This is a genomic window from Salinicola sp. CPA57 (genome assembly GCF_003206035.1).
GTDB classification, from domain to species: domain Bacteria; phylum Pseudomonadota; class Gammaproteobacteria; order Pseudomonadales; family Halomonadaceae; genus Salinicola; species Salinicola socius.
In genome coordinates this window covers 469,337-490,652 of the sequence record NZ_PZJR01000011.1, presented here as the reverse complement: position 1 = coordinate 490,652, position 21,316 = coordinate 469,337, and the positions used below count along the sequence as shown (strand labels likewise).

The 21,316-nt window shown below is 62.4% G+C and carries 20 protein-coding genes and 1 pseudogene; 19 read left to right on the top strand and 2 right to left on the bottom strand.

Features of this window, described 5'->3' with window-relative positions; translation table 11 throughout:
* The first annotated feature begins 104 nt into the window (after window positions 1-104).
* The 9 genes and pseudogenes from secD (at window position 105) to DOM36_RS14455 (ending at window position 9,205) form a co-directional block, all read left to right on the top strand.
* Window positions 105-1,952, top strand: coding sequence for a protein translocase subunit SecD (gene secD, locus DOM36_RS14495; protein WP_110643497.1), 1,848 nt, complete (start codon window positions 105-107; stop codon window positions 1,950-1,952).
* Window positions 1,953-1,962: 10 nt separating this feature from the next.
* Window positions 1,963-2,868 carry a protein translocase subunit SecF gene (gene secF / locus DOM36_RS14490; RefSeq protein WP_075569718.1) on the top strand — a complete coding sequence of 302 codons (906 nt, stop codon included), beginning with the start codon at window positions 1,963-1,965 and terminating at the stop codon, window positions 2,866-2,868.
* Window positions 2,869-3,359: 491 nt separating this feature from the next.
* A complete protein-coding gene (locus DOM36_RS14485; RefSeq protein ID WP_110643496.1) occupies window positions 3,360-4,262 on the top strand; it encodes a DMT family transporter in 903 nt (300 codons plus the stop codon).
* A gap of 49 nt (window positions 4,263-4,311) precedes the next feature.
* Window positions 4,312-5,103 (top strand): hypothetical protein, encoded by a 792-nt coding sequence (locus DOM36_RS14480; protein WP_157958656.1) that lies wholly within the window; start codon window positions 4,312-4,314, stop codon window positions 5,101-5,103.
* The gene (locus DOM36_RS14475) at window positions 5,100-5,513 is read left to right on the top strand and encodes an alcohol dehydrogenase catalytic domain-containing protein (protein WP_110643494.1); all 414 of its coding nucleotides are present in this window, start codon (window positions 5,100-5,102) and stop codon (window positions 5,511-5,513) included. The genes DOM36_RS14480 and DOM36_RS14475 overlap by 4 nt, the downstream gene beginning before the upstream one ends.
* Window positions 5,477-6,343, top strand: coding sequence for a phytanoyl-CoA dioxygenase family protein (locus tag DOM36_RS14470; RefSeq protein WP_157958655.1), 867 nt, complete (start codon window positions 5,477-5,479; stop codon window positions 6,341-6,343). The genes DOM36_RS14475 and DOM36_RS14470 overlap by 37 nt, the downstream gene beginning before the upstream one ends.
* A gap of 129 nt (window positions 6,344-6,472) precedes the next feature.
* Window positions 6,473-7,513, top strand: a complete 1,041-nt coding sequence (ftrA, locus tag DOM36_RS14465) for a transcriptional regulator FtrA (protein WP_110643565.1) — start codon at window positions 6,473-6,475, stop codon at window positions 7,511-7,513.
* A gap of 35 nt (window positions 7,514-7,548) precedes the next feature.
* Window positions 7,549-7,730 (top strand): annotated as a pseudogene (locus DOM36_RS14460) (protein translocase subunit SecF); the annotation flags it as partial.
* A gap of 260 nt (window positions 7,731-7,990) precedes the next feature.
* Window positions 7,991-9,205 (top strand): AI-2E family transporter, encoded by a 1,215-nt coding sequence (locus DOM36_RS14455; RefSeq protein WP_110643492.1) that lies wholly within the window; start codon window positions 7,991-7,993, stop codon window positions 9,203-9,205.
* 1 nt (window position 9,206) lies between these two features.
* On the opposite strand, the gene DOM36_RS14450 is transcribed toward DOM36_RS14455, so the two are convergent.
* Window positions 9,207-10,655 (bottom strand): sigma 54-interacting transcriptional regulator, encoded by a 1,449-nt coding sequence (locus DOM36_RS14450; protein WP_110643491.1) that lies wholly within the window; start codon window positions 10,653-10,655, stop codon window positions 9,207-9,209.
* 184 nt (window positions 10,656-10,839) lie between these two features.
* Here DOM36_RS14450 and speB point away from each other — a divergent pair, with 184 nt between their 5' ends.
* Both speB and DOM36_RS14440 read left to right on the top strand, forming a co-directional pair.
* Window positions 10,840-11,796 (top strand): agmatinase, encoded by a 957-nt coding sequence (speB, locus tag DOM36_RS14445; protein ID WP_075569715.1) that lies wholly within the window; start codon window positions 10,840-10,842, stop codon window positions 11,794-11,796.
* An 86-nt stretch (window positions 11,797-11,882) separates the two neighbouring features.
* Window positions 11,883-13,265 carry a sodium:solute symporter gene (locus DOM36_RS14440; RefSeq protein ID WP_075569714.1) on the top strand — a complete coding sequence of 461 codons (1,383 nt, stop codon included), beginning with the start codon at window positions 11,883-11,885 and terminating at the stop codon, window positions 13,263-13,265.
* Window positions 13,266-13,379: 114 nt separating this feature from the next.
* Here DOM36_RS14440 and DOM36_RS14435 read toward each other — a convergent pair whose 3' ends face one another.
* Complete coding sequence (locus tag DOM36_RS14435) at window positions 13,380-14,174, bottom strand: inositol monophosphatase family protein (protein WP_075569713.1); 795 nt, start codon at window positions 14,172-14,174, stop codon at window positions 13,380-13,382.
* Between the two features lie 124 nt (window positions 14,175-14,298).
* Between DOM36_RS14435 and DOM36_RS14430 the strand changes: the two genes are divergently transcribed.
* The 8 genes from DOM36_RS14430 to DOM36_RS14395 all read left to right on the top strand — a co-directional run bounded on the left by DOM36_RS14430 (window position 14,299) and on the right by DOM36_RS14395 (window position 21,309).
* Entirely contained in the window at window positions 14,299-15,081 is a 783-nt protein-coding gene (locus DOM36_RS14430; protein WP_075569712.1) for an RNA methyltransferase, read from the top strand.
* 132 nt (window positions 15,082-15,213) lie between these two features.
* Window positions 15,214-15,696: a Fe-S cluster assembly transcriptional regulator IscR gene (gene iscR, locus DOM36_RS14425; RefSeq protein WP_075569711.1), complete on the top strand. Its 483-nt coding sequence runs from the start codon at window positions 15,214-15,216 to the stop codon at window positions 15,694-15,696.
* A 78-nt stretch (window positions 15,697-15,774) separates the two neighbouring features.
* A complete protein-coding gene (locus DOM36_RS14420) occupies window positions 15,775-16,950 on the top strand; it encodes an aminotransferase class V-fold PLP-dependent enzyme (RefSeq protein WP_110643490.1) in 1,176 nt (391 codons plus the stop codon).
* A gap of 43 nt (window positions 16,951-16,993) precedes the next feature.
* Window positions 16,994-17,320: an iron-sulfur cluster assembly accessory protein gene (locus DOM36_RS14415; protein WP_075569709.1), complete on the top strand. Its 327-nt coding sequence runs from the start codon at window positions 16,994-16,996 to the stop codon at window positions 17,318-17,320.
* Window positions 17,321-17,597: 277 nt separating this feature from the next.
* A complete protein-coding gene (gene ndk / locus DOM36_RS14410; RefSeq protein ID WP_075569708.1) occupies window positions 17,598-18,026 on the top strand; it encodes a nucleoside-diphosphate kinase in 429 nt (142 codons plus the stop codon).
* A gap of 82 nt (window positions 18,027-18,108) precedes the next feature.
* Complete coding sequence (gene rlmN, locus DOM36_RS14405; RefSeq protein WP_075569707.1) at window positions 18,109-19,242, top strand: 23S rRNA (adenine(2503)-C(2))-methyltransferase RlmN; 1,134 nt, start codon at window positions 18,109-18,111, stop codon at window positions 19,240-19,242.
* 204 nt (window positions 19,243-19,446) lie between these two features.
* Window positions 19,447-20,184 (top strand): type IV pilus biogenesis/stability protein PilW, encoded by a 738-nt coding sequence (gene pilW, locus DOM36_RS14400; protein ID WP_075569706.1) that lies wholly within the window; start codon window positions 19,447-19,449, stop codon window positions 20,182-20,184.
* 60 nt (window positions 20,185-20,244) lie between these two features.
* The gene (locus DOM36_RS14395; RefSeq protein WP_110643489.1) at window positions 20,245-21,309 is read left to right on the top strand and encodes a RodZ domain-containing protein; all 1,065 of its coding nucleotides are present in this window, start codon (window positions 20,245-20,247) and stop codon (window positions 21,307-21,309) included.
* Window positions 21,310-21,316 lie beyond the last annotated feature (7 nt).

Here is a 21,316-nt window from a genome sequence, read left to right as displayed (position 1 = left end):
CTCTCCTGGCTGCCGGTGTCCCCATCGGCAGCCATCTCTTCCTGCGACACTCTTCGCACGACGGTCATTGCCCGATCGTCATTGATTGAAAGGACAGGGCTTCCATGCTCAATCGTTACCCCCTGTGGAAGTATCTGCTGATACTCATTGTCTGTGTTGTCGGCGTCATCTACGCGTTACCCAATCTTTACCCACAGGACCCCGCCGTCCAGATCAGCACGACCAACGGTTCTCTCGACAGCCAGCAGCTCGACCGTGTCACCCAGGCGCTGGCCGACGACGATATCCAGGTCAAATCAGCAGCCATGACTGGCACCAATACCGCCCTGATTCGGCTCGATGACGCCGAACAGCAGCTTCCCGCACGCGAAGTGGTCGACAAGGCGCTCGACGACAAGTACACCGTAGCGCTCAACCTCGCCGATTCCACGCCCTCCTGGTTGACCAGCCTCTCTGCGGCGCCGATGAAACTCGGCCTCGATCTACGTGGCGGGGTTCATTTCCTGCTCGAAGTGGATATGGATGCCGCCGTCAAACAGCGTCTCGAGGCCACGGCGAGCGCCATTCGCGCCGACCTTCGCGACCAGCGCATCCGCTACCGGTCCACCGACGTCGACGACAACGCCCTGCATCTCGAATTCGCCAACAGCGAAGACCGCGATGCCGCGCGCGAACAGATCAGCCAGACCTTCCGCGAGTTTCAGCTGGAAGACCGCGAAGAAGGCCGCCGCGCGTTCCTCGACATGACGTTGACCGAGCAGTCGATAAAGGACATTCAGGACTATGCAGTCCAGCAGAACCTGACCACGATCCGCAATCGCGTCAACGAACTCGGGGTTTCAGAGCCGCTGGTCCAGCGTCAGGGGCCGAGCCGCATCGTGGCCGAGCTACCCGGCGTGCAGGACACCGCCGAGGCCAAGCGTATCGTCGGCGCCACCGCCAACCTCGAGTTCCGTCTCGAGGCACGTCCGGATACGCCGGAGGCTGAGACCGAGACCTTCCCGTTCCGCAACGACCCGCAGCGCAGCGCGACGCTGTCGCGTGACGTGATCATCACCGGCGATCGCGTTTCCAGCGCCAGCCAGGGCTTCGATCAGAATGGCCGTCCGCAGGTCAATATCAACCTCGATGGTACCGGCGGTTCGCTGATGAATCAGGCGACGCGCACCAATATCGGTCGCAACATGGCCGTGCTGTACATCGACCACAGCACGGATACGCGCACGGTCACCAAGGATGGACGGCAGGTTCAGGAGCGCATCCCGACGACAAGCCGCAGCATCATCAGTCTGGCGACGGTGCAGAGTGCGCTCAGCAACCGGTTCCGTATTACCGGCCTGGATTCTCCGACCGAAGCCAGTGAGCTGGCGCTGCTGCTGCGCTCCGGTTCGCTGGCCGCGCCGATCTACTTCGTTCAGGAGCGCACCATCGGCCCAAGCCTGGGCGCGCAGAACATCGAACGCGGGATTTTCTCGGTGCTGGTCGGTGGTCTGCTGGTCGTGGCATTCATGCTGATTCGCTACAAGGCGTTCGGCGTCATCGCCAATGCCGCACTGGCGGTCAACCTGGTGCTGCTGATCGCGGCAATGTCGATGCTGGGCGCCACGCTGACGCTGCCCGGCATCGCCGGTATCGTGCTGACGCTGGGCATGGCGGTGGATGCCAACGTGCTGATCTACGAGCGCATAAGAGAAGAGCTCAGGCGAAAGACTCCGGCGCAACAGGCGATTCACGCCGGTTACGGTCGTGCCTTCACCTCGATCGTCGACGCCAACCTGACCACGCTGCTGGTGGCGGTCGTGCTGTTCTCGATCGGCACCGGTCCGATCAAAGGCTTTGCCGTGACGCTGTCACTCGGCATTCTCACGTCGATGTTCACCGGCATCATGGTGTCGCGTGCTCTCGTCAACCTCTCCATCGGCGGCAAGCCGGTGAAGAAACTCTGGATCTAGGAGACGAGCAATGCGCCAATTCGACTTCATGGGCAAGCGCCGCATCGCCTTCATCGTCTCGATCCTGTTCACGATCGTGTCGGTGGCGGCCCTCGCCCTGCTGAACCTCAATCTCGGTCTCGACTTCACCGGCGGTACGGTGGTCGAACTCCACTACGCTGCGGTGCCGTCGCTCGACGATATCCGTACCCTGTTGGCCAACAGTGGCTTCGAGAACTTTTCGGTACAAACCTTCGGCGCCACTGACGAGATCCTGGTGCGCCTGCAGCAGACCTTCAGCAACGATGTCGGCAATCAGGTCGTTTCAGCCCTGAGCAGCGGCGGCGCCCAGATCGATCTGGTTCGCGCCGAGTTCGTCGGCGCCCAGGTCGGCGATCAGCTTCGCGATCAGAGCGGCCTGGGCATGCTGGTGGCCCTGGCCGGCGTCGCGGTCTACGTCGCCTTCCGCTTCCAGTACAAGTTCGCGCTGTGTGCGATCATCTCGCTGGGGCACGACGTATTGATCGTGCTGGGTCTGTTCGCGCTGTTTCAGTGGGAGTTCGATCTCACGGTGCTGGCAGGGATCATGGCGGTGATCGGTTACTCGTTGAACGATACCATCATCGTCTATGACCGAATCCGCGAAAACATCCGGCTGTCGCGCAGCGAGGATCTGGCCCAGATCTTCAACGAAGCGATCAACCAGACGTTGTCGCGCACCCTGGCCACGTCCGGCACGACCTTGCTGGTCCTGTTCGCCCTGTTCTTCCTCGGCGGTGACATGATCCACAACTTCGCGATCTCGCTGATCCTGGGGATCGTGGCCGGCACCTTCTCTTCGGTCTATGTCGCCGCAGCGCTGCTGATCGTTTTCAAGCTGGAGCGCCAGGATCTGATCCCGGTGAAGAAAGGCGAAATCGAGGACGACACGCCGTAACGCGAGCGTTTCGATCTCGTCTTCAAGGCTCCTCGCACGGCGAGGGGCCTTTTTTGTGGCCAGCCGTCCCTGGCGGCCACCCTATGGGCCGTCGCTACGCACCGTCAAAAACCGCTCTCTGTGACTGCTGACACCGAAAACTCGCCCATCAATCTGTTCGACACCGACAGACTTCGATGAGCGTCGTTTTTCGCCACTATTCCGATTCTTCAAGATTAATCACCGCACGACGCCGAAGCCGTCATCTCGAGCCGTCGTCTCGCCTAAGCAGCGTTATAAATGGCGTTAGTTGTACGCTTTTTGGCGTCGACACGTCTCATGCCCTGCTGGCGTTTCACCCCACACTGGCTTCATACCGTAATCACTTTAGTTCGGCCTGTGCCGGTTCGGGGATGTGACTAAAAAACGCTGGGAGAGGTTTTCGATGCTCGAGGCGGCACGAAGTGTCCGCCAGGGATGACAAGGCATCAAAAATAGGCGGAGGGAGAAAGATGACTAGTAAAAACGTGGCCGGCGCAGGTGTCATGCTCATCCTCATCTACGCACTGCAATTCCTGAGTGCCCGCGCGAGCCTGCAGTCGACCATCACCCCTGTTGGGCTGACGATCCTGCGCTTCTTCGCCGCCGCGGCCATCTTCATCCCCTACCTGTTCGTCAAGGGCAATATGGCGCGGCTGGCGGGCCTGGGACTGGGGCGGATCTTCATTCTCTCGGTGCTGGCGGGTTTCCCCTACCTGATGGTGATCAACACCGGCATTTCGCTGACCTCGGCGGGCTACGTCGCCACAGTAGGCCCTGGGTCGATCGTGCTCTTCTCCTTCCTGCTACCGCTCGCGATCCTGCGCACCCTCCCGGACCGGTCTGGCGTGATCAGCACGACCCTGATCTGCATCGGTATCGGACTGTTCGTCTACAACACCTTTCTGGTCGCGAGCCTCTCCTCCCTCGGGACATCCCTCTTCGTCCTCCAAGGATTCATGTTCTCGCTCTACGGCGTGCTCATCAAGCGCTGGAACGTCGACCCGATCCTCGGGACAGCAGCTATCTCCCTGGCCTCCGGTATTCCGGCGCTGCTCACCCACGGATTTGTGGAGACCGGCTTCTCGGCTGCTTCCTGGCAGGAGATCGTCTTCCAGGCGGTCGCTCAGGGCGCCCTCGCCGGGGTCGCCGCCATCGTGATCTACACCTTCATCGTCCGGGAAATCGGCCCGCAGCGTGCCTCGCTCTTCATGCCCAGCGTGCCGATCATCACCACGATCGGCGGATACTTCCTGCTCGGCGAGCCGCTCACCGTCATCCAGATCATCGGTCTGCTCGCTATGGCAGCAGGCATGGCAGCCCCGGGGGTGATTGCCATGACGCGTCGACGCAAATCCCCCTGCCCCACCACCTGAAGCCAAGCCAACCGGCTCCCCAGCAGTACAGAGAGGACTGACCATGACCATGAACATGAACGTCAAACCCCGCATCGCCTGGAGCGAAAAAGCCGAGGAGAAGCTTACTGGCTGCGCGATGTGTCACCTCTTCCGAGGGGTCACCCCCTTCATTCGGATCCGCAATTTCGCCACGCCCGAGGAATGCGAGGCGCTGGTCCAGGCCGCAGTGGCCGAAGGGTTCAGCGCCTACCGCGGCGTCGAGCCGGTGATCAACAGGATCGGCAACACGGTCTTCGAATACAACAGCATCTCGAAGCACGAATACTTCGAAAAGAACCTCTCCCTGAAGGCGGTGCAGGACCGGATGTTCGCCAAGTCCTTCAACCCGCTCGAGCGTTTTCTCGAGCTGCTCCGGGCCCGCACCGGCACGGCGGTGGGCGTAGCCAGCAACACCGAAGGGCAAGACTACTACGCTGGCCTGATGCGCCGTATCGAAAAGGGCACGCAGCTCCACGTCGACTACGCGCCCGGCGAGCAGCCCGACTGGGACATCGCCTCGATCAAGGAGCAGCTGGTCTGGAACCTCTATCTGCGCGTTTCGGATACCAACAGCGGCCGCACGCACGTCTTCAACCGGCAATGGCAGCCCTCCGACGATGATCGCAAGGAAGGCATCTACGGCGACAACAAGAGCGTGGTGGATCGCTGCGAGGAAGCCAGCTTCTCACCCGATGTCGGTGACATCGTCATCTTCAACACCCGCAATTTCCACTACGTCGAACCCACCAAGGGCGAACGCGTCGCCTTCACCTCGGCAATCGGGCGGACCGCGGACGATGAGATGGTGCTCTGGTCATGAACACCATCGCCCAGCGCCATCCTTCCGCGGCTGTTTCGGCCGGCACGACCTATCGTGCCGCCGTCATCCCCGGTGCGGATCGACCGGTCGAGATCCGGTCCTTCCCGATCATAGCCGCGGGCCCTGGCGAGGTGATCATGCGCACGCTCCTGTCGGAGGTTTGTGGTACCGATGTCCATATCCAGAACGGGCACCTTGACGGCGTTCCTTACCCGATCATCCCCGGCCACTTCTCGGTCGGCGTCGTCGATGAGGCGAATGGCGATGTGCGGGCCGTGGACGGTCGCCCGGTCCGGAAGGGCGACGTCATCACCTTCCTCGATGTCCATGAGACCTGCCACAAGTGCTGGGAATGCCAGGTCGCAAAGACCCCATGGCCGAGGACGGATACCTGTTCTTCCGGAGGCTGATCAACCGCGAGAAAGTCCTGAAGGCACGTCGCGAAATCCTGCTGAAGTACGCCATCATCGGTGAGATCGACGGTATGAAAAACGACGTCATGGATGCCATCCTGCAGGAGCAGAGCTTCATCGCGAACGTGAACCTGATCGCCTTCACCGAGAGCATCCGCCGCGGTGCGGCCTATGAAGACCTGACCGAGGACACCCGGCTGATGGGGGTCTACGAGAAGCTGCTGGGCGGCCCGGTCCGCACCTTCGACTTCAAGTGGCCGCGTTTCGTGCGCCCCGGCGAAGGCACCGGCATCCACTCGGACAACATCTACGTCTCGGGCGGTGCCAAGAACGTCTGGACCACCTGGATCCCGATTGGCGATGTCGCCTTGGACGAGGGCCCCATCGTGCTGCTGGAGAAGAGCCACAAGTTCTCCAAGCTCAAGGAATACTGGGGCAAGGATGCCGATAAGGATCACGTGGGCTGGCTCAGCGAGAACCCGATCGGGGTGCAGAAAGCCATCGGCGGCCGCTGGCTGACCTCTGCCTTCGAGGCCGGCGACATCCTGTGCTTCGATGTCCGCCTGGTCCACGCCTCGCTTGACAACCGCTCGCCGATCAACCGGTGCCGCCTGACTTCGGATACGCGCTACCAGCTGGCAAGCGATGCTCGCGACAATCGCTGGTATGACAACAAGAACCCACACGGCGGTCAGCAGAAAGTTTTTCTGCCCGGTATGGCCCGCAGAGTCGGCAATCGTGAATTCGAGGAAGAATGGAAACCAGTCGATGAGTTAGGTCGGCTTCAACGCCCCTCTGTACGTGGGGACCGCCTTGAAACGACATGACTTATCGAGCGGAAGGCCCCCGGCTCGAGCCAATTTCAGTCCCGGGGGCGTGCTTCAAAGGTGACTTGGCGAAACCGAAATTTCACTTTACCGTAGTTGAAGAGCGAAATCGCGGCCTCGGAGGAAGTGATGGTGGTTTACGACACGAAGAGCGGTCCAAACGTTGTCTGCTTGATATCGGATGAGCTGCTATCGTTTGAATTTGGCATCGCCTACGAAGTCTTCGGGTTGCCTCGGTCGGAATTCGGAGATGACTGGTACCGCTTCAGTTCCGTAGCCGTCACACCAGGCTTCATCAAGTCCAGTGGCGGGCTCCCGGTCTTTGTCCAGGATGGCCTCGAAGCCCTCGAAAAGGCGGATCTTATCGTCGTACCGGGCTGGCCCAACCTCACAGCGCCCGTCTCCCAAGCAGTCATCGATGCCCTGCGTGACGCGCACGGCCGCGGGGCGCGCATTGCCTCGCTCTGCTCCGGCGCCGCGGTCCTGGCCGCGGCGGGGCTGCTCGACGATCGCATCGCAACGACACACTGGAGATTTGCCGAGGAGCTGAGTCGGACCTATCCGGAGATCACCTTCGATCCAGATGTGCTCTACACCGATGATGGAGATGTAATGACCGCCGCCGGAAGCGCCGCGGGGATGGACCTCTGCATCCACATTGTCCGCCAGGACTATGGCATGGAGCACGCCAATATCATTGCCCAGGGCCTGGTCATGCCGACGCATCGCGATGGCGGGGAGTCACAAATCATCCCCATGCCTGTCGCGCGGACGCGTGAGTCATCCCGTCTGGGGCATCTCATCGACGCATTGCGCAAGGATCTGGCCAGGGGTCATGCCCTATCGGACCTCGCCGCCGAGGTCGGCATGAGCGTCCGGACCTTCCAACGCAGATTTGAGGCCATGACAGGCTTGCCGCCAAGCACTTGGATCATGAATGAGCGTCTGCGCGCGGCTTGCAATCTTCTTGAGAACTCGACCGAACTACAGCTGGAAGTCATCGCCGAAAAATGCGGTTTTGGTAGCCTACCTGCGATGCGACACCATTTCCGCAAGAAACTGGGGCTTTCTCCAAGAGAATATAGGCGTCGAACAGTGGCCAGGAGCAACATTGCATTATCCTATGCCATAGACCCAGTCAGCAACGATCATGACATGGCGCTTCCGTAGCTCGCTGAGCAAGTCAACCCGCCTCAATCTGTAGTCTCGCCCTGTTCTTCCTCGGCGGTGACATGATCCCAACTTCGCGATCTCGCTGATCCTGGGGATCGTGGCCGGCACCTTCTCTTCGGTCTATGTCGCCGCGGCGCTGCTGATCGTTTTCAAGCTGGAGCGCCAGGATCTGATCCCGGTGAAGAAAGGCGAAATCGAGGACGACACGCCCTGATCCCAGCCCGCAGGCAAGAGCGCCCTCCGCGGGCACTCCGCCCGGCCTTCAAGCCCCTCTTTGCTGGAGGGGCTTTTTCGTGGCGCCTCTTTTGATAGCCGCGCCTGACATTCCCGCATCGGCGCGGACATCGCAGACTTTCCACCGCCGCGATAACCGCGGATCGACCCCGCTGGGGTATGATGCTTCGCTGCCGCTTGGCATGCCGTTCGATTTCGCCCGGTCTATCCGGTTTCATCCGTCGCGTTCACGAGTGATTCATGGCCCCAATCTTTGCCGATAGCAGCGTCGCCCGCTGGCTGCTGGTGCTGATGATGGTCGCCGGCGTCTACTTCTTCATCGACTTTCTGATTCCCGTTCTGGCAGCGCTGATCATCTGCGTTGCCAGTTGGCCGATCTATCGACGCCTGCTGGCAGGTTGCGGTCAGCGCCGAGCGCTGGCGGCCACCATTGCGCTGGGCCTGATCATCCTGTGCCTGGTGATCCCCATGGTCCTCGCCTGCTCCTACGCTTTCCAGGAGCTCAAGGGCTGGGTCGGCTGGCTGATGGTCGCCAACGAGCATGGTATTCCGACACCGACCTGGGTCGAACCTCTTCCGGGCATAGGGGACTGGCTTGCCGTACAGTGGCAGGAATATCTGGCCGAGCCCCACGCCCCGGAATATCTGATTCAGCTGGTGGGCGGCGAGCACATCGGCAACATCTCGCGCTGGGTGCTGGCGCTGGGAAGCAATGCGCTGCATCTGGCGCTGACCCTGCTGTTCATGCTGATCACGCTGTTCTTTCTCTACCGGGATGGCGCCGGCATGGCGCGTCAGCTGGATATCGTCGGTGAGCGCGTGCTGCCGGCGCGCTGGCAGCGCTTCTCGCGCGTGGTCCCGGCCACGATCAGCTCGACCGTGATGGGCATGGGATTGATCGCGCTCGGAGAAGGTCTGGTGCTCGGCACCGCGTACTGGATCGCCGGCATTCAATCGCCAGTGGTACTCGGCGTGATCACCGCGTTCATGGCGCTGGTTCCCGGCGGCGCGCCACTGACATTCACGCTGGTGTCGCTCTATCTGCTGGCGACCGGTCACATGGCCAACGGCATCGGCCTGTTCATCTGGGGCGCGTTCGAGCTCTTCGTCGTCGACAAGACCCTGCGCCCACGGTTGGTAGGCGGCCCGATCAAGCTCCCGTTCCTGCCGACCTTCTTCGGTCTGGTCGGTGGCGTCAAAACCATGGGGATCGTCGGTCTTTTCGTCGGCCCGGTGCTGATGGCGCTGCTGGTCGCAAGCTGGCGCGAATGGCTGCACGACGACAGCGCGCCGGACGCACCGTCGGAAGCCGAACGCTGGGGATACGGCAAGCGCACGGCGATCTCCCGCTCGATTTCGAGGTCCTCCAGCGCCACGAGCGGAAAGGCGTCGACGAGAAACGGTGTCACGACGGCAAGCACCAACGACGACACGAATGCCGATATCAGCCGATGAGTCAGCGGCCTGTCTGAAGACCGTGACGTTTGAGCTTGCGCACGACGCTCGGTTGGCTGATGCCCAGCCGTTCGGCCAGCGCATAGGTCGTACGGTGCGTCGTTGCCAACGTTTCCAGAATCGCCCGCTCGTGGTCGTCCATGGCGGATCGGAGCGTCTGACCCGGTGCCAGCGAAATGCCAAATGCTTGCCCCGCTTCGCGGGCGGGCTCGGCAATGTTCGAATCGTCAGCGAACGCATCTCTACCGGGCAACGACCCTCTCGGGGCCGGTGCCCCCACCACGCCGCCTTCTGCCGATAGCCAGGCACGCTCCAGCCAGTTCTCCAGCTCGCGAATATTGCCCGGCCAGTCGTTGCTCATCAGCGTTGCCCATACCCCGGGATGCAGGACCTTCTCTGCTCCGTAGCGGCGGTTGAGCTGATCGAGATGGCGCTCGGCCAACCCGCGGATATCCTCGCGGCGCTCTCGCAGTGGCGGCAACGTCACGGGAATGACGTTGAGTCGGTAGTAGAGGTCGAGTCGGAAAGCGCCCTCCTCGACCCGTCTGGCCAGGTCCTGATTGGTCGCCACCACCAGCCGGAAATCGACCTGGCGCGAGCGCGTATCCCCCAGCCGCGTCAACGAACCATCCTGAATGACCTTGAGCAGCTTGGATTGCATCGATAGCGGCAGCTCGCCGATCTCGTCCAGAAACAGCGTGCCGCCATGCGCCTGTTCGAGAAGTCCCGCCTTGCCCTGGCGCGACGCGCCACTGAACGCGCCGGGCTGATAACCGAACATCTCCGACTCGAACAGCGACTCCGGTATGGCCGCACAGTTGACGTCGACGAAATCGCCCTCTTGCCTTCGGCTCCAGCGATGCAGCTGCCGGGCGAAAGCCGTCTTGCCGACACCCGACTCGCCCAGCATCAGGACGGTGGCATCGGTGGGTGCACTGCGCTTCAGCAAGTGGACCATCTCCCGCATGATCCGACTCTTGACCACCAGCTCGCCGAGCGCGTCATCGCTATCGACCTCGGGATCATGATGGCGCTTCAGATGTTCGGAAAAGCGCCGCTGAAGGAGCGCATATTCGTCCTGCAACAGCCTCAGGTCGGTAAGGTCTCGCGAACGACTGATCACGCGGATCAGCTTGCCGTCGGCATAGACCGGGAACGCCTCGGCAATGACCTGCCGGCCGGTGCCGGTACGCTGCATGATCTGCGCAGGCTGACCGGTGCGGATGACTTCCAGGGAGACCGAGGGCGACAGCACGCCGCTGGCCTGAAGCGCCTGAACGGTGGTGGCCCGAAGCGCTTCTCGACGCAGCCCGTAGACCGCCGCGCTGCCGGGGCTCACGTCAAGAATACGACCATCACCATCGACGATGAACACGTGATCCTGAGCCGTCTGGATCAGCGTCTCCAGCGTCAACTGCGCAGTCTCCTCGGTCGACATCGGATGTGTCATTACGCGTCCCTCTACTGCTGCACGGATACATAAATGAATCATTGATACATCAATGGATCATTCAAATCCATCTGGCGATACAAAAACGCATCAGCCGGATTTTATTGTTCAACAACTTCAATGGTTTATCGGTTGGCACGATTCCTGCGCGTCATTCACCACAATCACAACGTCAGGAGTCTTCATGCCCACGCAACCGTCGTACAACCAGCCGCTGGGTGGCAACGAGATGCCCCGCTTCGGCGGACCGGCCACCATGATGCGGCTACCGACGCAGAAGAGCGCCGCAGGGCTGGATGCCTGCTTCGTCGGCATTCCCATGGATATCGGCACGTCCAATCGCCCCGGCACTCGCTTCGGGCCGCGCCAGATCCGGGACGAGTCGCGCATGCTGCGCCCATTCAACATGGCGACCCGCGCCGCGCCGTTCGAAAGCCTGCAGGTCGCCGACATCGGCGACGTTCCGATCAATACCTTCGATCTCAAGAAGAGCGTCGACATCATCGGGCGCTACTACGACGAGCTGCTGACCCACGATGTGATTCCGCTGACGCTGGGTGGCGATCACACGCTGGCGCTACCGATACTGCGCGCCATGGCGAAAAAGCACGGTCCGGTGGGACTGATCCACGTCGACGCCCACGCCGACATCAACGAGCACATGTTTGGTGAAGCCATCGCGCACGGCACGCCATTCCGCCGCGCCGTCGAGGAAGGTCTGCTGGACTGCGACCGCGTCGCTCAGATCGGTCTGCGAGGCACGGGCTATTCCGCGGAAGAGTTCGACTGGGGGCGCCAACAGGGCTTCCGAGTGGTGCCGGCCGAAGAGTGCTGGCACCAAAGCCTGACCCCGCTGATGGCTGAAATCCGTGACAAGGTTGGCGGCGGTCCAGTCTATGTGAGCTTCGATATCGACAGTCTCGACCCCGCCTATGCCCCGGGCACCGGCACGGTCGAAATCGGCGGGCTGACCATCCCGCAGGCGCTGGAGATCATTCGCGGCGCTCACGGACTCGATATCGTCGGCTGCGACCTGGTCGAAGTCTCTCCACCTTACGACGCTCACGGCCAGACCGCCGTCGTGGCGGCCAACCTGCTGTTCGAGATGCTTTGCATATTGCCCGGCGTCAAACGTCGCTGAGAAGCCGCCACAACCCCATCGTCAACACCGTCGACCGTCGTTCCACAATAACAATCGCCGCTGATGCAGCGGAAGGACAAAACATCATGATGCTGGATCTCTTCGTCGTCGCGCTCTACGCGCTTGGCATGCTCGGCCTGGGCTGGTGGGGCATGAAACGCGCCCGCAGCCGGGAAGACTATCTCGTTGCAGGACGCCGCCTTGGCCCCGGCATGTACCTGGGTACGCTGTCGGCCGTCGTACTCGGCGGCGCTTCGACCGTGGGCACGGTCAAGCTCGGCTACACCTACGGTCTCTCCGGGCTGTGGCTCTGTGCTTCGCTGGGTCTGGGGCTGATCGTGTTGAGCCTGGTTCTGGCCAAGCCCCTGATGAAGCTCAAACTCTATACCGTGACTCAGGTCCTGGAGCGCCGCTACACTCCGGCGGCCAAGCTGATCAGCTCGATCATCATGTTTGCGTACGACCTGATGCTTGCCGTGACTTCGACGATCGGGATCGGCACCGTGCTGAGCGTCATCTTCGGCATGCCGGCCTGGCAGGCAGTCGTCATCGGCGGCATCGTGGTGGTGATCTACTCGACCATCGGCGGAATGTGGTCGTTGACGCTGACCGATATCGTCCAATTCGTGATCATGACGGTAGGCATGGTGGCGCTGCTGCTGCCGATGACGATCCACTCGGTAGGCGGCTGGGATGCGCTGCTGGAAAAAGCCCCGGCCACCAGTTTCTCGCTGACGGCCATCGGCTGGGACACCATCATCACCTACTTCGTCATCTACTTTCTGGGCATTCTGATCGGTCAGGATATCTGGCAGCGAGTGTTTACGGCACGCTCCAGTGGCGTTGCCCGCCGTGCCGGCACATTCGCCGGCATCTACTGCATTCTCTACGGCGCGATCGGTGCGCTGGTCGGTATCGCAGCCAGCATCCTGCTGCCGAATCTCGAAGATGCCAACAACGCCTTCGCCGCGATCGCGCAGCTGGCGTTGCCGGACGGCGTCCGCGGGCTGATCATCGCCGCCGCGATGGCCGCGATGATGTCGACCTCCAGCGCCGGGATGCTCGCCTCGTCGACACTGCTGACGCAGGATATTCTGCCGGCACTGCGCGGTGGCCGAGAGATCGACGACGTCCGCATCAATCGGCTCTGCACGGGGCTGATCGGCGTCGTGAGCGTGATCATCGCGATCAACGTGAGCGATGTCATCGGCGCGTTGACGGTCGCCTACAACCTGCTGGTTGGGGGCATGCTGATTCCGATGCTGGGGGCACTATTCTGGAAGCGCTCCACGACCACCGGCGCCATTGCCAGCATGCTGGCCGGCTGCGCGGGGGTTATCGTCTTGATGCTGAAAGATGGCTTGCTCGCGAACTCGCCGATCTATGCCGGGCTTGCCGCCAGCATGATCGCGTTCATCGCGGGTAGCCTGCTCACTCGCCCCCACTCGATAGCCTCTTCGACGCCCTGATCCAGGGCGGGGGAACACCCCAACGCAAAGCGCCCTGCCGGAATGACCCGGCAGGGCGCTTCTTGGTTGTCGACCCGCAACACAGAGCGAGCCGCGCTTCACATGCCGACTAACTCAGGCGCCAGCCTTGAGCTGCTGCGCCAGCGCCTTGTAGAGGCGCGGGCCCGCGGCCATCAGGCTGCCGCCATCTTCGACACTCGGCGAGCCGTCGATGGCACCGGTCAGCGCGCCCGCTTCCTTCAGCAGCAGCGAACCGACCAGACGGTCCTGCTCTTCCAGGCCCAGCACGAAGACCGCATCGGCACGACCGAACGCGAATTCGATCATGTCGAGCAGCGCACAGCCGCTACCGGTCAGCGTGTCGATCTGCGGCCCGAGGCGCTCGGCCACGGTGAGATACTGGGGCAACCAGCGTGCACGTGCTTCCTGCGTCGGCCAGGCCAGCGCGATTCTGGCTCCGCTGATGCTCACGGTCTTTGAGACACGCATGCGCTTGCCGTTGCCCTGAGCGCCACGACCACGACTGATCAAAAACTCGTCATCGCTGAACGGCGAGATGATGACCGCATGTTCCGGACGCCCCTTGACCAGGCATACCATCGAGATTGCGAACTGCCGGTTCGCCACACCGAGGTTGGACTCGCCGTGGATCGGCTCGATGTGCCAGACGGTTTCCTTGTCGGCGCCCTTGCCTTCGCGATAAGGGGTATAGCGACCGGAAATACCGTGCTGCGGATAGCCGCGAGTGAGCTGATGCACGATCAGCGTTTCGGCGTTGCGCGCCGTATCCTCGAGCAGACTGGCGGTTGCCTGCTCGTCGTGATTGACCTCGAGACGGTCACGGATACGAACGAATTGCTCAGCGGCACTGCGAGCGGCGCGCAGCGCATATTGAACCATCGGATGCATGGATCTGGCCTTGGGGTGTCGGGGGCTGTTAAAGAACGCCGCGCAGTCTAGCAGAAGCGGGCCCGCGCAGTCATGCTAGACTGCGCGTTTTCCCATTTGCCACAGCACTGACAATCGCCTCCTTATGCTCGACCGTATCCGTATCGTCCTTATCGGTACCAGCCATCCCGGTAACATCGGCGCCGCCGCTCGCGCCATGCGCAACATGGGCCTCGAGGACCTCGCGCTGGTCACGCCCCGCTGCGATCCCAAGGATCGCGAGGCCTATTCGCGCGCCTCCGGTGCCAACACCCTGGTCGACGCCGCGCGGCAATACGACGCACTCGAAGAAGCCGTTGCCGACTGCACGCTGGTGGTCGGCGCCAGCGCACGATCGCGCCACCTGCCGTGGCCGATGGTCGCCCCGCGCGCGCTGGCCGAGAGCCTGCCGCAGGCTCTGGCACCGGCCGAGGCGAGAGTCGCCCTGGTTTTCGGCCGCGAGGATACCGGCTTGACCAATGCCGAGCTGCAGCGCTGCCACCAGCATGTGCATATTCCGACCAACCCCGATTTCAGCTCGTTGAATCTGGCCGCCGCCGTCCAGGTACTCGCCTACGAATGCCGCCAGGCATTTCTGGCTCTGGATTCCGATTTGCAGGCATCTTCCGGCGAATCCATCAGCGAGAGCGAGCAGCCTTTCGGTGTCGAGTGGGACAATCCGCCTGCCACGCACGCCGATCTCGAGCGCTTTTTCGTCCACCTCGAGAGCACGCTGACGGCGATCGAATTCCATGACCCGGACAATCCCCGCCAGCTGATGGCGCGACTGCGGCGGCTCTTCATGCGTGCGCATCTGGACTCGATGGAGATGAATATCCTGCGCGGCATTCTCGGCACCATCGACAAGCGGCTGCGGGAAAGGTCCTGAAGCCGCAGGTACCGACCGGAAGCCCGATCGCGATCGACACATCGACGAATCGGACGCCGCCAGAATGGTTGACCGTGTTACTGGGTTTTTCCATAATGGCGTCACCGATGCAGCGACAGCCGATACCCGCCGATGCGTTTGACTACCAAAGGGCGTTACGCCGTTACCGCGATGCTCGACCTGGCCCTCAATGCCGGTCAGGGTCCGGTCTGTCTGGCGGATATTTCCAGACGTCAGGACATCTCGCTGTCATATCTCGAGCAGCTGTTTGCCAGATTGCGCCGCGCCAAGCTCGTCAGCAGCGTGCGCGGCCCGGGCGGCGGCTATCTGCTGGGAAGAGCGCCCTCCGAGATCTCGGTCGCCGGCGTGATCGATGCGGTCAACGAATCCGTCGATGCCACGCGCTGTCAGGGCCAGGCGGACTGTCATCAAGGCAGCAAGTGCATCACGCATCATCTGTGGTGCGACCTTTCCGACGAGATCCAGCGCTTCCTGAGCGACATCAGCCTGCAGGAGCTGGTGCGCCGGGAGGAGGCTCGCACCGCCACCCGAGCCGAATCCGGGACACGCACTTTCGCTGACGATGTCGCCACGATCACGGTGTCGTCACACTAACCGGATGATTGCCGCGACGACGCTTGATCGTAACGGGCCTGAATTCATTTCGATCGATTGCCAGAGATCTGCCGTGCCATGAGCGCTCCGATATATCTCGATTATGCCGCTACCACCCCGACCGACCCGCGCGTGGCCGAGCAGATGATGCGCCACCTGACGCTGGATGGGGTCTATGCCAACCCGGCGTCGCGCAGCCATATGCCCGGATGGCTGGCCGAACAGGCGGTGGAGAATGCCCGCCGTCAGGTTGCGGATCTGATCGGCGCCGACCCGCGCGAGATCGTCTGGACCTCCGGCGCCACCGAGGCGGACAACCTGGCCTTGATCGGTTTCATGCGCGCCAACCGCGGCCGCGGGCGCCACCTGGTCACATCGATCATCGAACACAAGGCGATCGTGGACACCGCGATCTCGCTGGAGACGGAAGGTTTCGAGGTCAGCTGGCTGACGCCTGGCAGCGATGGCCGCATCGCCCCCGAGCAACTGCGCGCGGCCATGCGCAACGACACCGCGCTGGTCTCGCTGATGGCGGTCAACAACGAGCTGGGCAGCGTCAACGATCTTGCCGCGCTCTCCGCCATCGCGCATGAATTCGGCGCACGTTTTCATGTCGACGCCGCGCAGGCCTCCGGCCGACTGGCGCTGGATGTGGAGACGATGGGCATCGACCTGATGTCGCTCTCCGCCCACAAGGCCTACGGCCCCAAGGGAGTCGGCGCGCTCTACGTTCGCCGCGATCCGGATCTGCGAATCGAAGCGCTGATTCACGGCGGCGGCCACGAGCGCGGCATGCGTTCGGGCACCCTTCCCACGCATCAGATCGTGGGAATGGGCGAGGCGTTTGCGCTGGCACGCGATGAACGTGAGGCCGACGGCGAGCACGTTCGTGCGCTGCGCCAACGCTTTCTCGACGGCTTGGCCGATTGTGGTGGCATTCACAACCATTCGCCGCTCGAGCATTGCGTGCCCAATATCGTCAATCTCGCCTTCGACGGCGTGGACGGCGAGTCGTTGCTGATGGCACTGCGCGGCCTGGCGGTCTCCACCGGTTCGGCCTGCAACTCGGCAAGCGTTGAGCCATCCTACGTGCTCAAGGGAATCGGCATCCCTCATTCACAGGCGCTTTCGTCGATCCGCTTTAGTTTTGGCCGGTTCACCACCATTGAAGAGATCGATGCGGCCGCAGCCGACATACGCCGCGCCCTGAGCGGGCTACGCCAGCCGTCGAAAGCCGCCACGAATCATCGTTAGGGGGATGGCGTCATCGCCATTCTCCTTGGCAAGGAGAAATGCCATGCAGAACATCACCATCAGTGAATCCGCCGCCACTCAGATCCGTCACGTCCTCGAGGAGCGCGGCAGCGGCCTGGGGCTGCGCGTGGCGATCAAGCCGAGTGGCTGCTCCGGCTACAGCTATGTGCTCGATATCGCCGACGACCTGCGCGCAGACGACGTCGCCTTCGAGGAGCGCGGCGTCAAGGTGCTGGTCGACAAGGAAGCGCTGGCCGTTCTCGATGGCACCGAAGTCGATTACGTCAGCGAAGGGCTCAACCGCTTCTTCCGCTTCAACAACCCCAACGTGACTGACGAGTGCGGCTGCGGCGAAAGCTTCAACGTCTGAGCTTCGCTCCGTACCGATCTCGCCACGTCCGGCCCCGGTTCGAGGGGTATCGGCCCGATCAGCCGCGGGATGCGTCTGGCGCGGGCTTGCGCTACAATGGCGCGATTTTTCGGCAGGGACGATCACCGTTCGTGATCGGCTCCGCCCACGACCACGATGATTTCGGACGGCGCGCTAATCTATGCACGAGCATCAGAGGCGCGTCGTCTCGTATCTCATGATCTTTTTCCGCTCGCGATAATCGCGATCGATTCACTACAGCCAGGAGACCGAAGTCATGGCCACCGAGCGTACGCTTTCCATCATCAAGCCCGATGCCGTTGCCAAGAACGTGATCGGCGACATCTATAGCCGTTTCGAAAAAGCCGGCCTGCAGATCGTTGGCGCCAAGATGCTGCACCTCTCCAAGGAGCAGGCTGAAGGTTTCTACGCCGAGCACGCCGAGCGCGGCTTCTTTGCCGACCTGGTCAGCTTCATGACCTCCGGTCCGGTGATGGTCCAGGTTCTCGAAGGCGAAGGCGCGATTGCCAAGAACCGCGAGCTGATGGGTGCCACCAACCCGAAAGAAGCCGCACCAGGCACCATCCGCGCCGACTTCGCCTCGTCCATCGATGCCAATGCCGCGCACGGTTCCGATGCACCGGAATCCGCCGCCCGCGAAATCAGCTACTTTTTCAAGGAAGAAGAACTCTGCCCCCGCGGCTGATTCGTCGACCGACCGGCCATTCGTGCCGGTCGTTCATCCCCGTTCCCGGACACCCCGCCACCCTCGAGCCGATTCCGTTGCCATGAGCGCTGCTACCGATACTCCGCGCACCAATCTACTGGGGCTCTCCCGCGAGCAGATGGAGGCATTCTTCGTCTCTCTGGGCGAGAAGAAATTCCGCGCCGCCCAGGTCATGAAGTGGATCCACCAGGAAGGTTGCGACGACTTCGAGTCGATGACCAACCTTTCCAAGCCGCTGCGTGCCCGACTGGAAGAGAGTGCCGAGATCCGGGGCCCGAAAGTGGTCTACGAAGGCACATCGAGCGACGGTACCCGCAAGTGGGTGCTCGAGGTGGAGGATGGCAGCTACGTCGAAACCGTGCTGATCCCGGCCGACAATGGCGCACGGCGGACGCTATGCGTGTCATCCCAGGTCGGCTGTTCGCTCGACTGCAGTTTCTGTTCCACCGGCAAGCAGGGCTTTCAGCGCAATCTGACCAGTGCCGAGATCATCGGTCAGGTCTGGGTCGCCCAGCAGCGTGCCGGTGGCCGCATGAGCGCCCCGGATGGACGCCGCGCGATCACCAACGTGGTGATGATGGGCATGGGCGAGCCCCTGCTCAACTACGATAGCGTGCTGCCGTCGATGAAGCTGATGCTCGACGACAACGCCTACGGGATGTCCAAGCGCCGGGTGACACTGTCCACGTCCGGCGTGGTGCCGATGATCGATAAGCTCGGCGACGACATCGACGTGAGCCTGGCGATCTCGCTGCATGCCGCGAATGACGAACTACGCAGCGAACTGGTACCGCTCAACCGCAAGTACAACATCCGCACGCTGCTCGATGCCTGCCAGCGCTACCTGGCCAAATGCGGCGATGCGCGCCACATCACCATCGAGTACACCCTGATCAAGGACGTCAACGACCAGCAGGTGCATGCGCAGGAGCTCATCGCACTGCTCGACGAGTTGCCGTGCAAGATCAACCTGATCCCGTTCAATCCGTTTCCCCATTCCGGGTACGAGAAGCCATCCCGCAACCAGGTGATGCGCTTCCAGAGCTGGCTTTACGAACTCGGCCACACCGCGATGGTACGCACGACGCGTGGCGACGATATCGACGCCGCCTGCGGTCAGCTGGTAGGAAAGGTGAAGGATCGCACCAAACGCCACGAACGCTACATCCAGTCGATCCAGCTGGATGCCGACTGAGTCTGGGCGGTTGCCGCTGTTGCAACCCGCCCCTGGCCTCGAAAACCGGTGGGCCGTGGCAACGCCGACAGCGAATCGGATAGCCGTCACCTTGACTTCACCACGGTGCAGCGCTTTGATGGGAACCCCAAAACCGCTTTGTTTTCAGTTGTCCGGGACGCGACGTATCGGCCGTCGCAGCCTCTTAACGTGGGAGAGCCGTGCATGACCCACCCATCTCGCCCTTCTTCGATACGGTCGCTGAGTATCGCCATGGGTGTGGTGTGTCTGTTGGGTGGCTGCGCCACGGCGGTTTCCTCCAACGGGCCGAAGCAGGACAGTCCCGAGGACGCAGCGGCGGCCTATACCCGGCTTGGCAAGGCCTATCTTGCCGAGAACAATCTCCCGCGGGCACAGCAGGCTCTGGAACACGCCATCGACCTCGATCCCGGCGACGGCGGCGCGCTCGAGGGGCTGGCGCTGCTGTATCAGCGTCAGCAGGAGCTCGACCAGGCTGACCACTTCTTTCAGCAGGCCTTGAAAGCCGAGCCCGACGCGACGCGCATTCGCAACAATTATGCGGCGCTGCTGTATCAGCGTGGCGAGTACGCCAAGGCGTGCGATCAGTTGAACGTCGCCAGTCAGGACATCACCTATACCAACAGAGCACAGCTCTTCGCGAATCTGGGCCAGTGCCAGATTGCCAACGGCGACGAGACCGCCGCTCGCCGATATTACGAGCGCGCACTCGACATCGATCCGCGCAATGCGCGTAGCCTGTTGGCGTTGGCTCGTATCGATCACACGCAGGGTAACAACGAACGCGCCTGGGAGCGCTTGCAGCGCTATTTCACCGTGGCCGGCACCGATGCCGAGAGCCTGCACCTGGCGAGCGATATCGCCAGCGCGCAAGGCGACTCGACGCGTGCTGCCTTTTATCGCCGGCAGCTCGGCGGCTCCTGAGGCTAACAGACCCCGTACTCGAGCCTCGGCTCGGGAAAGAGATCAGAAGGATTTTCGCCCATGAGCGAAATGAAAGAACCCTCGACCAAGCAATACGATGCGCCCAGCCCTTCTCGTGAAACGGCAGGCAACATGCTTCAGAACGAGCGCGAGCGCCAGGGACTGAGCGTCGAAGAGGTCGCGCTGCAGCTCAACCTGCGCCCGATCGTGGTGACCGGCCTGGAGGAGGATCGCTTCGATCAGGTACCGATCGCCGCCTACCGACGGGGCTACGTGCGGGCCTATGCGCGCCTGCTGGGTCTTGACGAGACCAGCGTCGTCGCCGCCTATGATGCCACCCACGGGCGTGGCGACATGGATCGCAAGCTGGCACCGGTTCATACCTCACATCAGCCCTCGCGGGTCGGTGCCTGGATATTCCGCCTGTTCACGCTGCTGGTGATCGTCGGACTGATCTCGCTGACACTGCTGTGGTGGCAGAGCCGAGAAGGCAACGAGATCTTCGGCGGTGGCAGCGATGACAGTCCGATCGCGGTCGACCGCCTGAACGGCGATGACGACAGCACTGCGTCCACCGCCGCAGATGCAGACAGTGGCGCGATGGCCCCCAATACCGATACCCAGTTGCCACCGCTGGCCACCCAGGGGGACACGCCATCGGCCGGTGACGGCACACCGACTTCGACGAGCGGTTCTGCACTCACGGGCGGCGGGATTGACACTGGCAACGGCACGGGCATTTCCGCATCGGCGGAATCGGCGACGCCGGACGACGACGCGCGCCAGGCCGGGCAGATCGGATCGGCGGCGGATGATGTCACGTCGACCGCCTCGACAGAGGATGGCTCGACAGAGGATGGCTCGACGGCAGCTGCGGCCGGCGACGATACGCTCTCCCTGACTTTCAACGAAGAGTCATGGACCGAGATCTATGATGCCAACGACGACCGGATCTTCAGCGGCCTGCAGTCCGCCGGCAGTCAGGCAACCGCGGAAGGCGAACCACCCTTCCGCCTGACCGTCGGCAACGCCAGTGGCGTGACGCTCGAATACCGCGGCGAACCGATCGACCTGAGTCAATACGCGGGTGGCAACAACGTTGCCCGCTTCACATTGGGAGACTGAGAAGCGC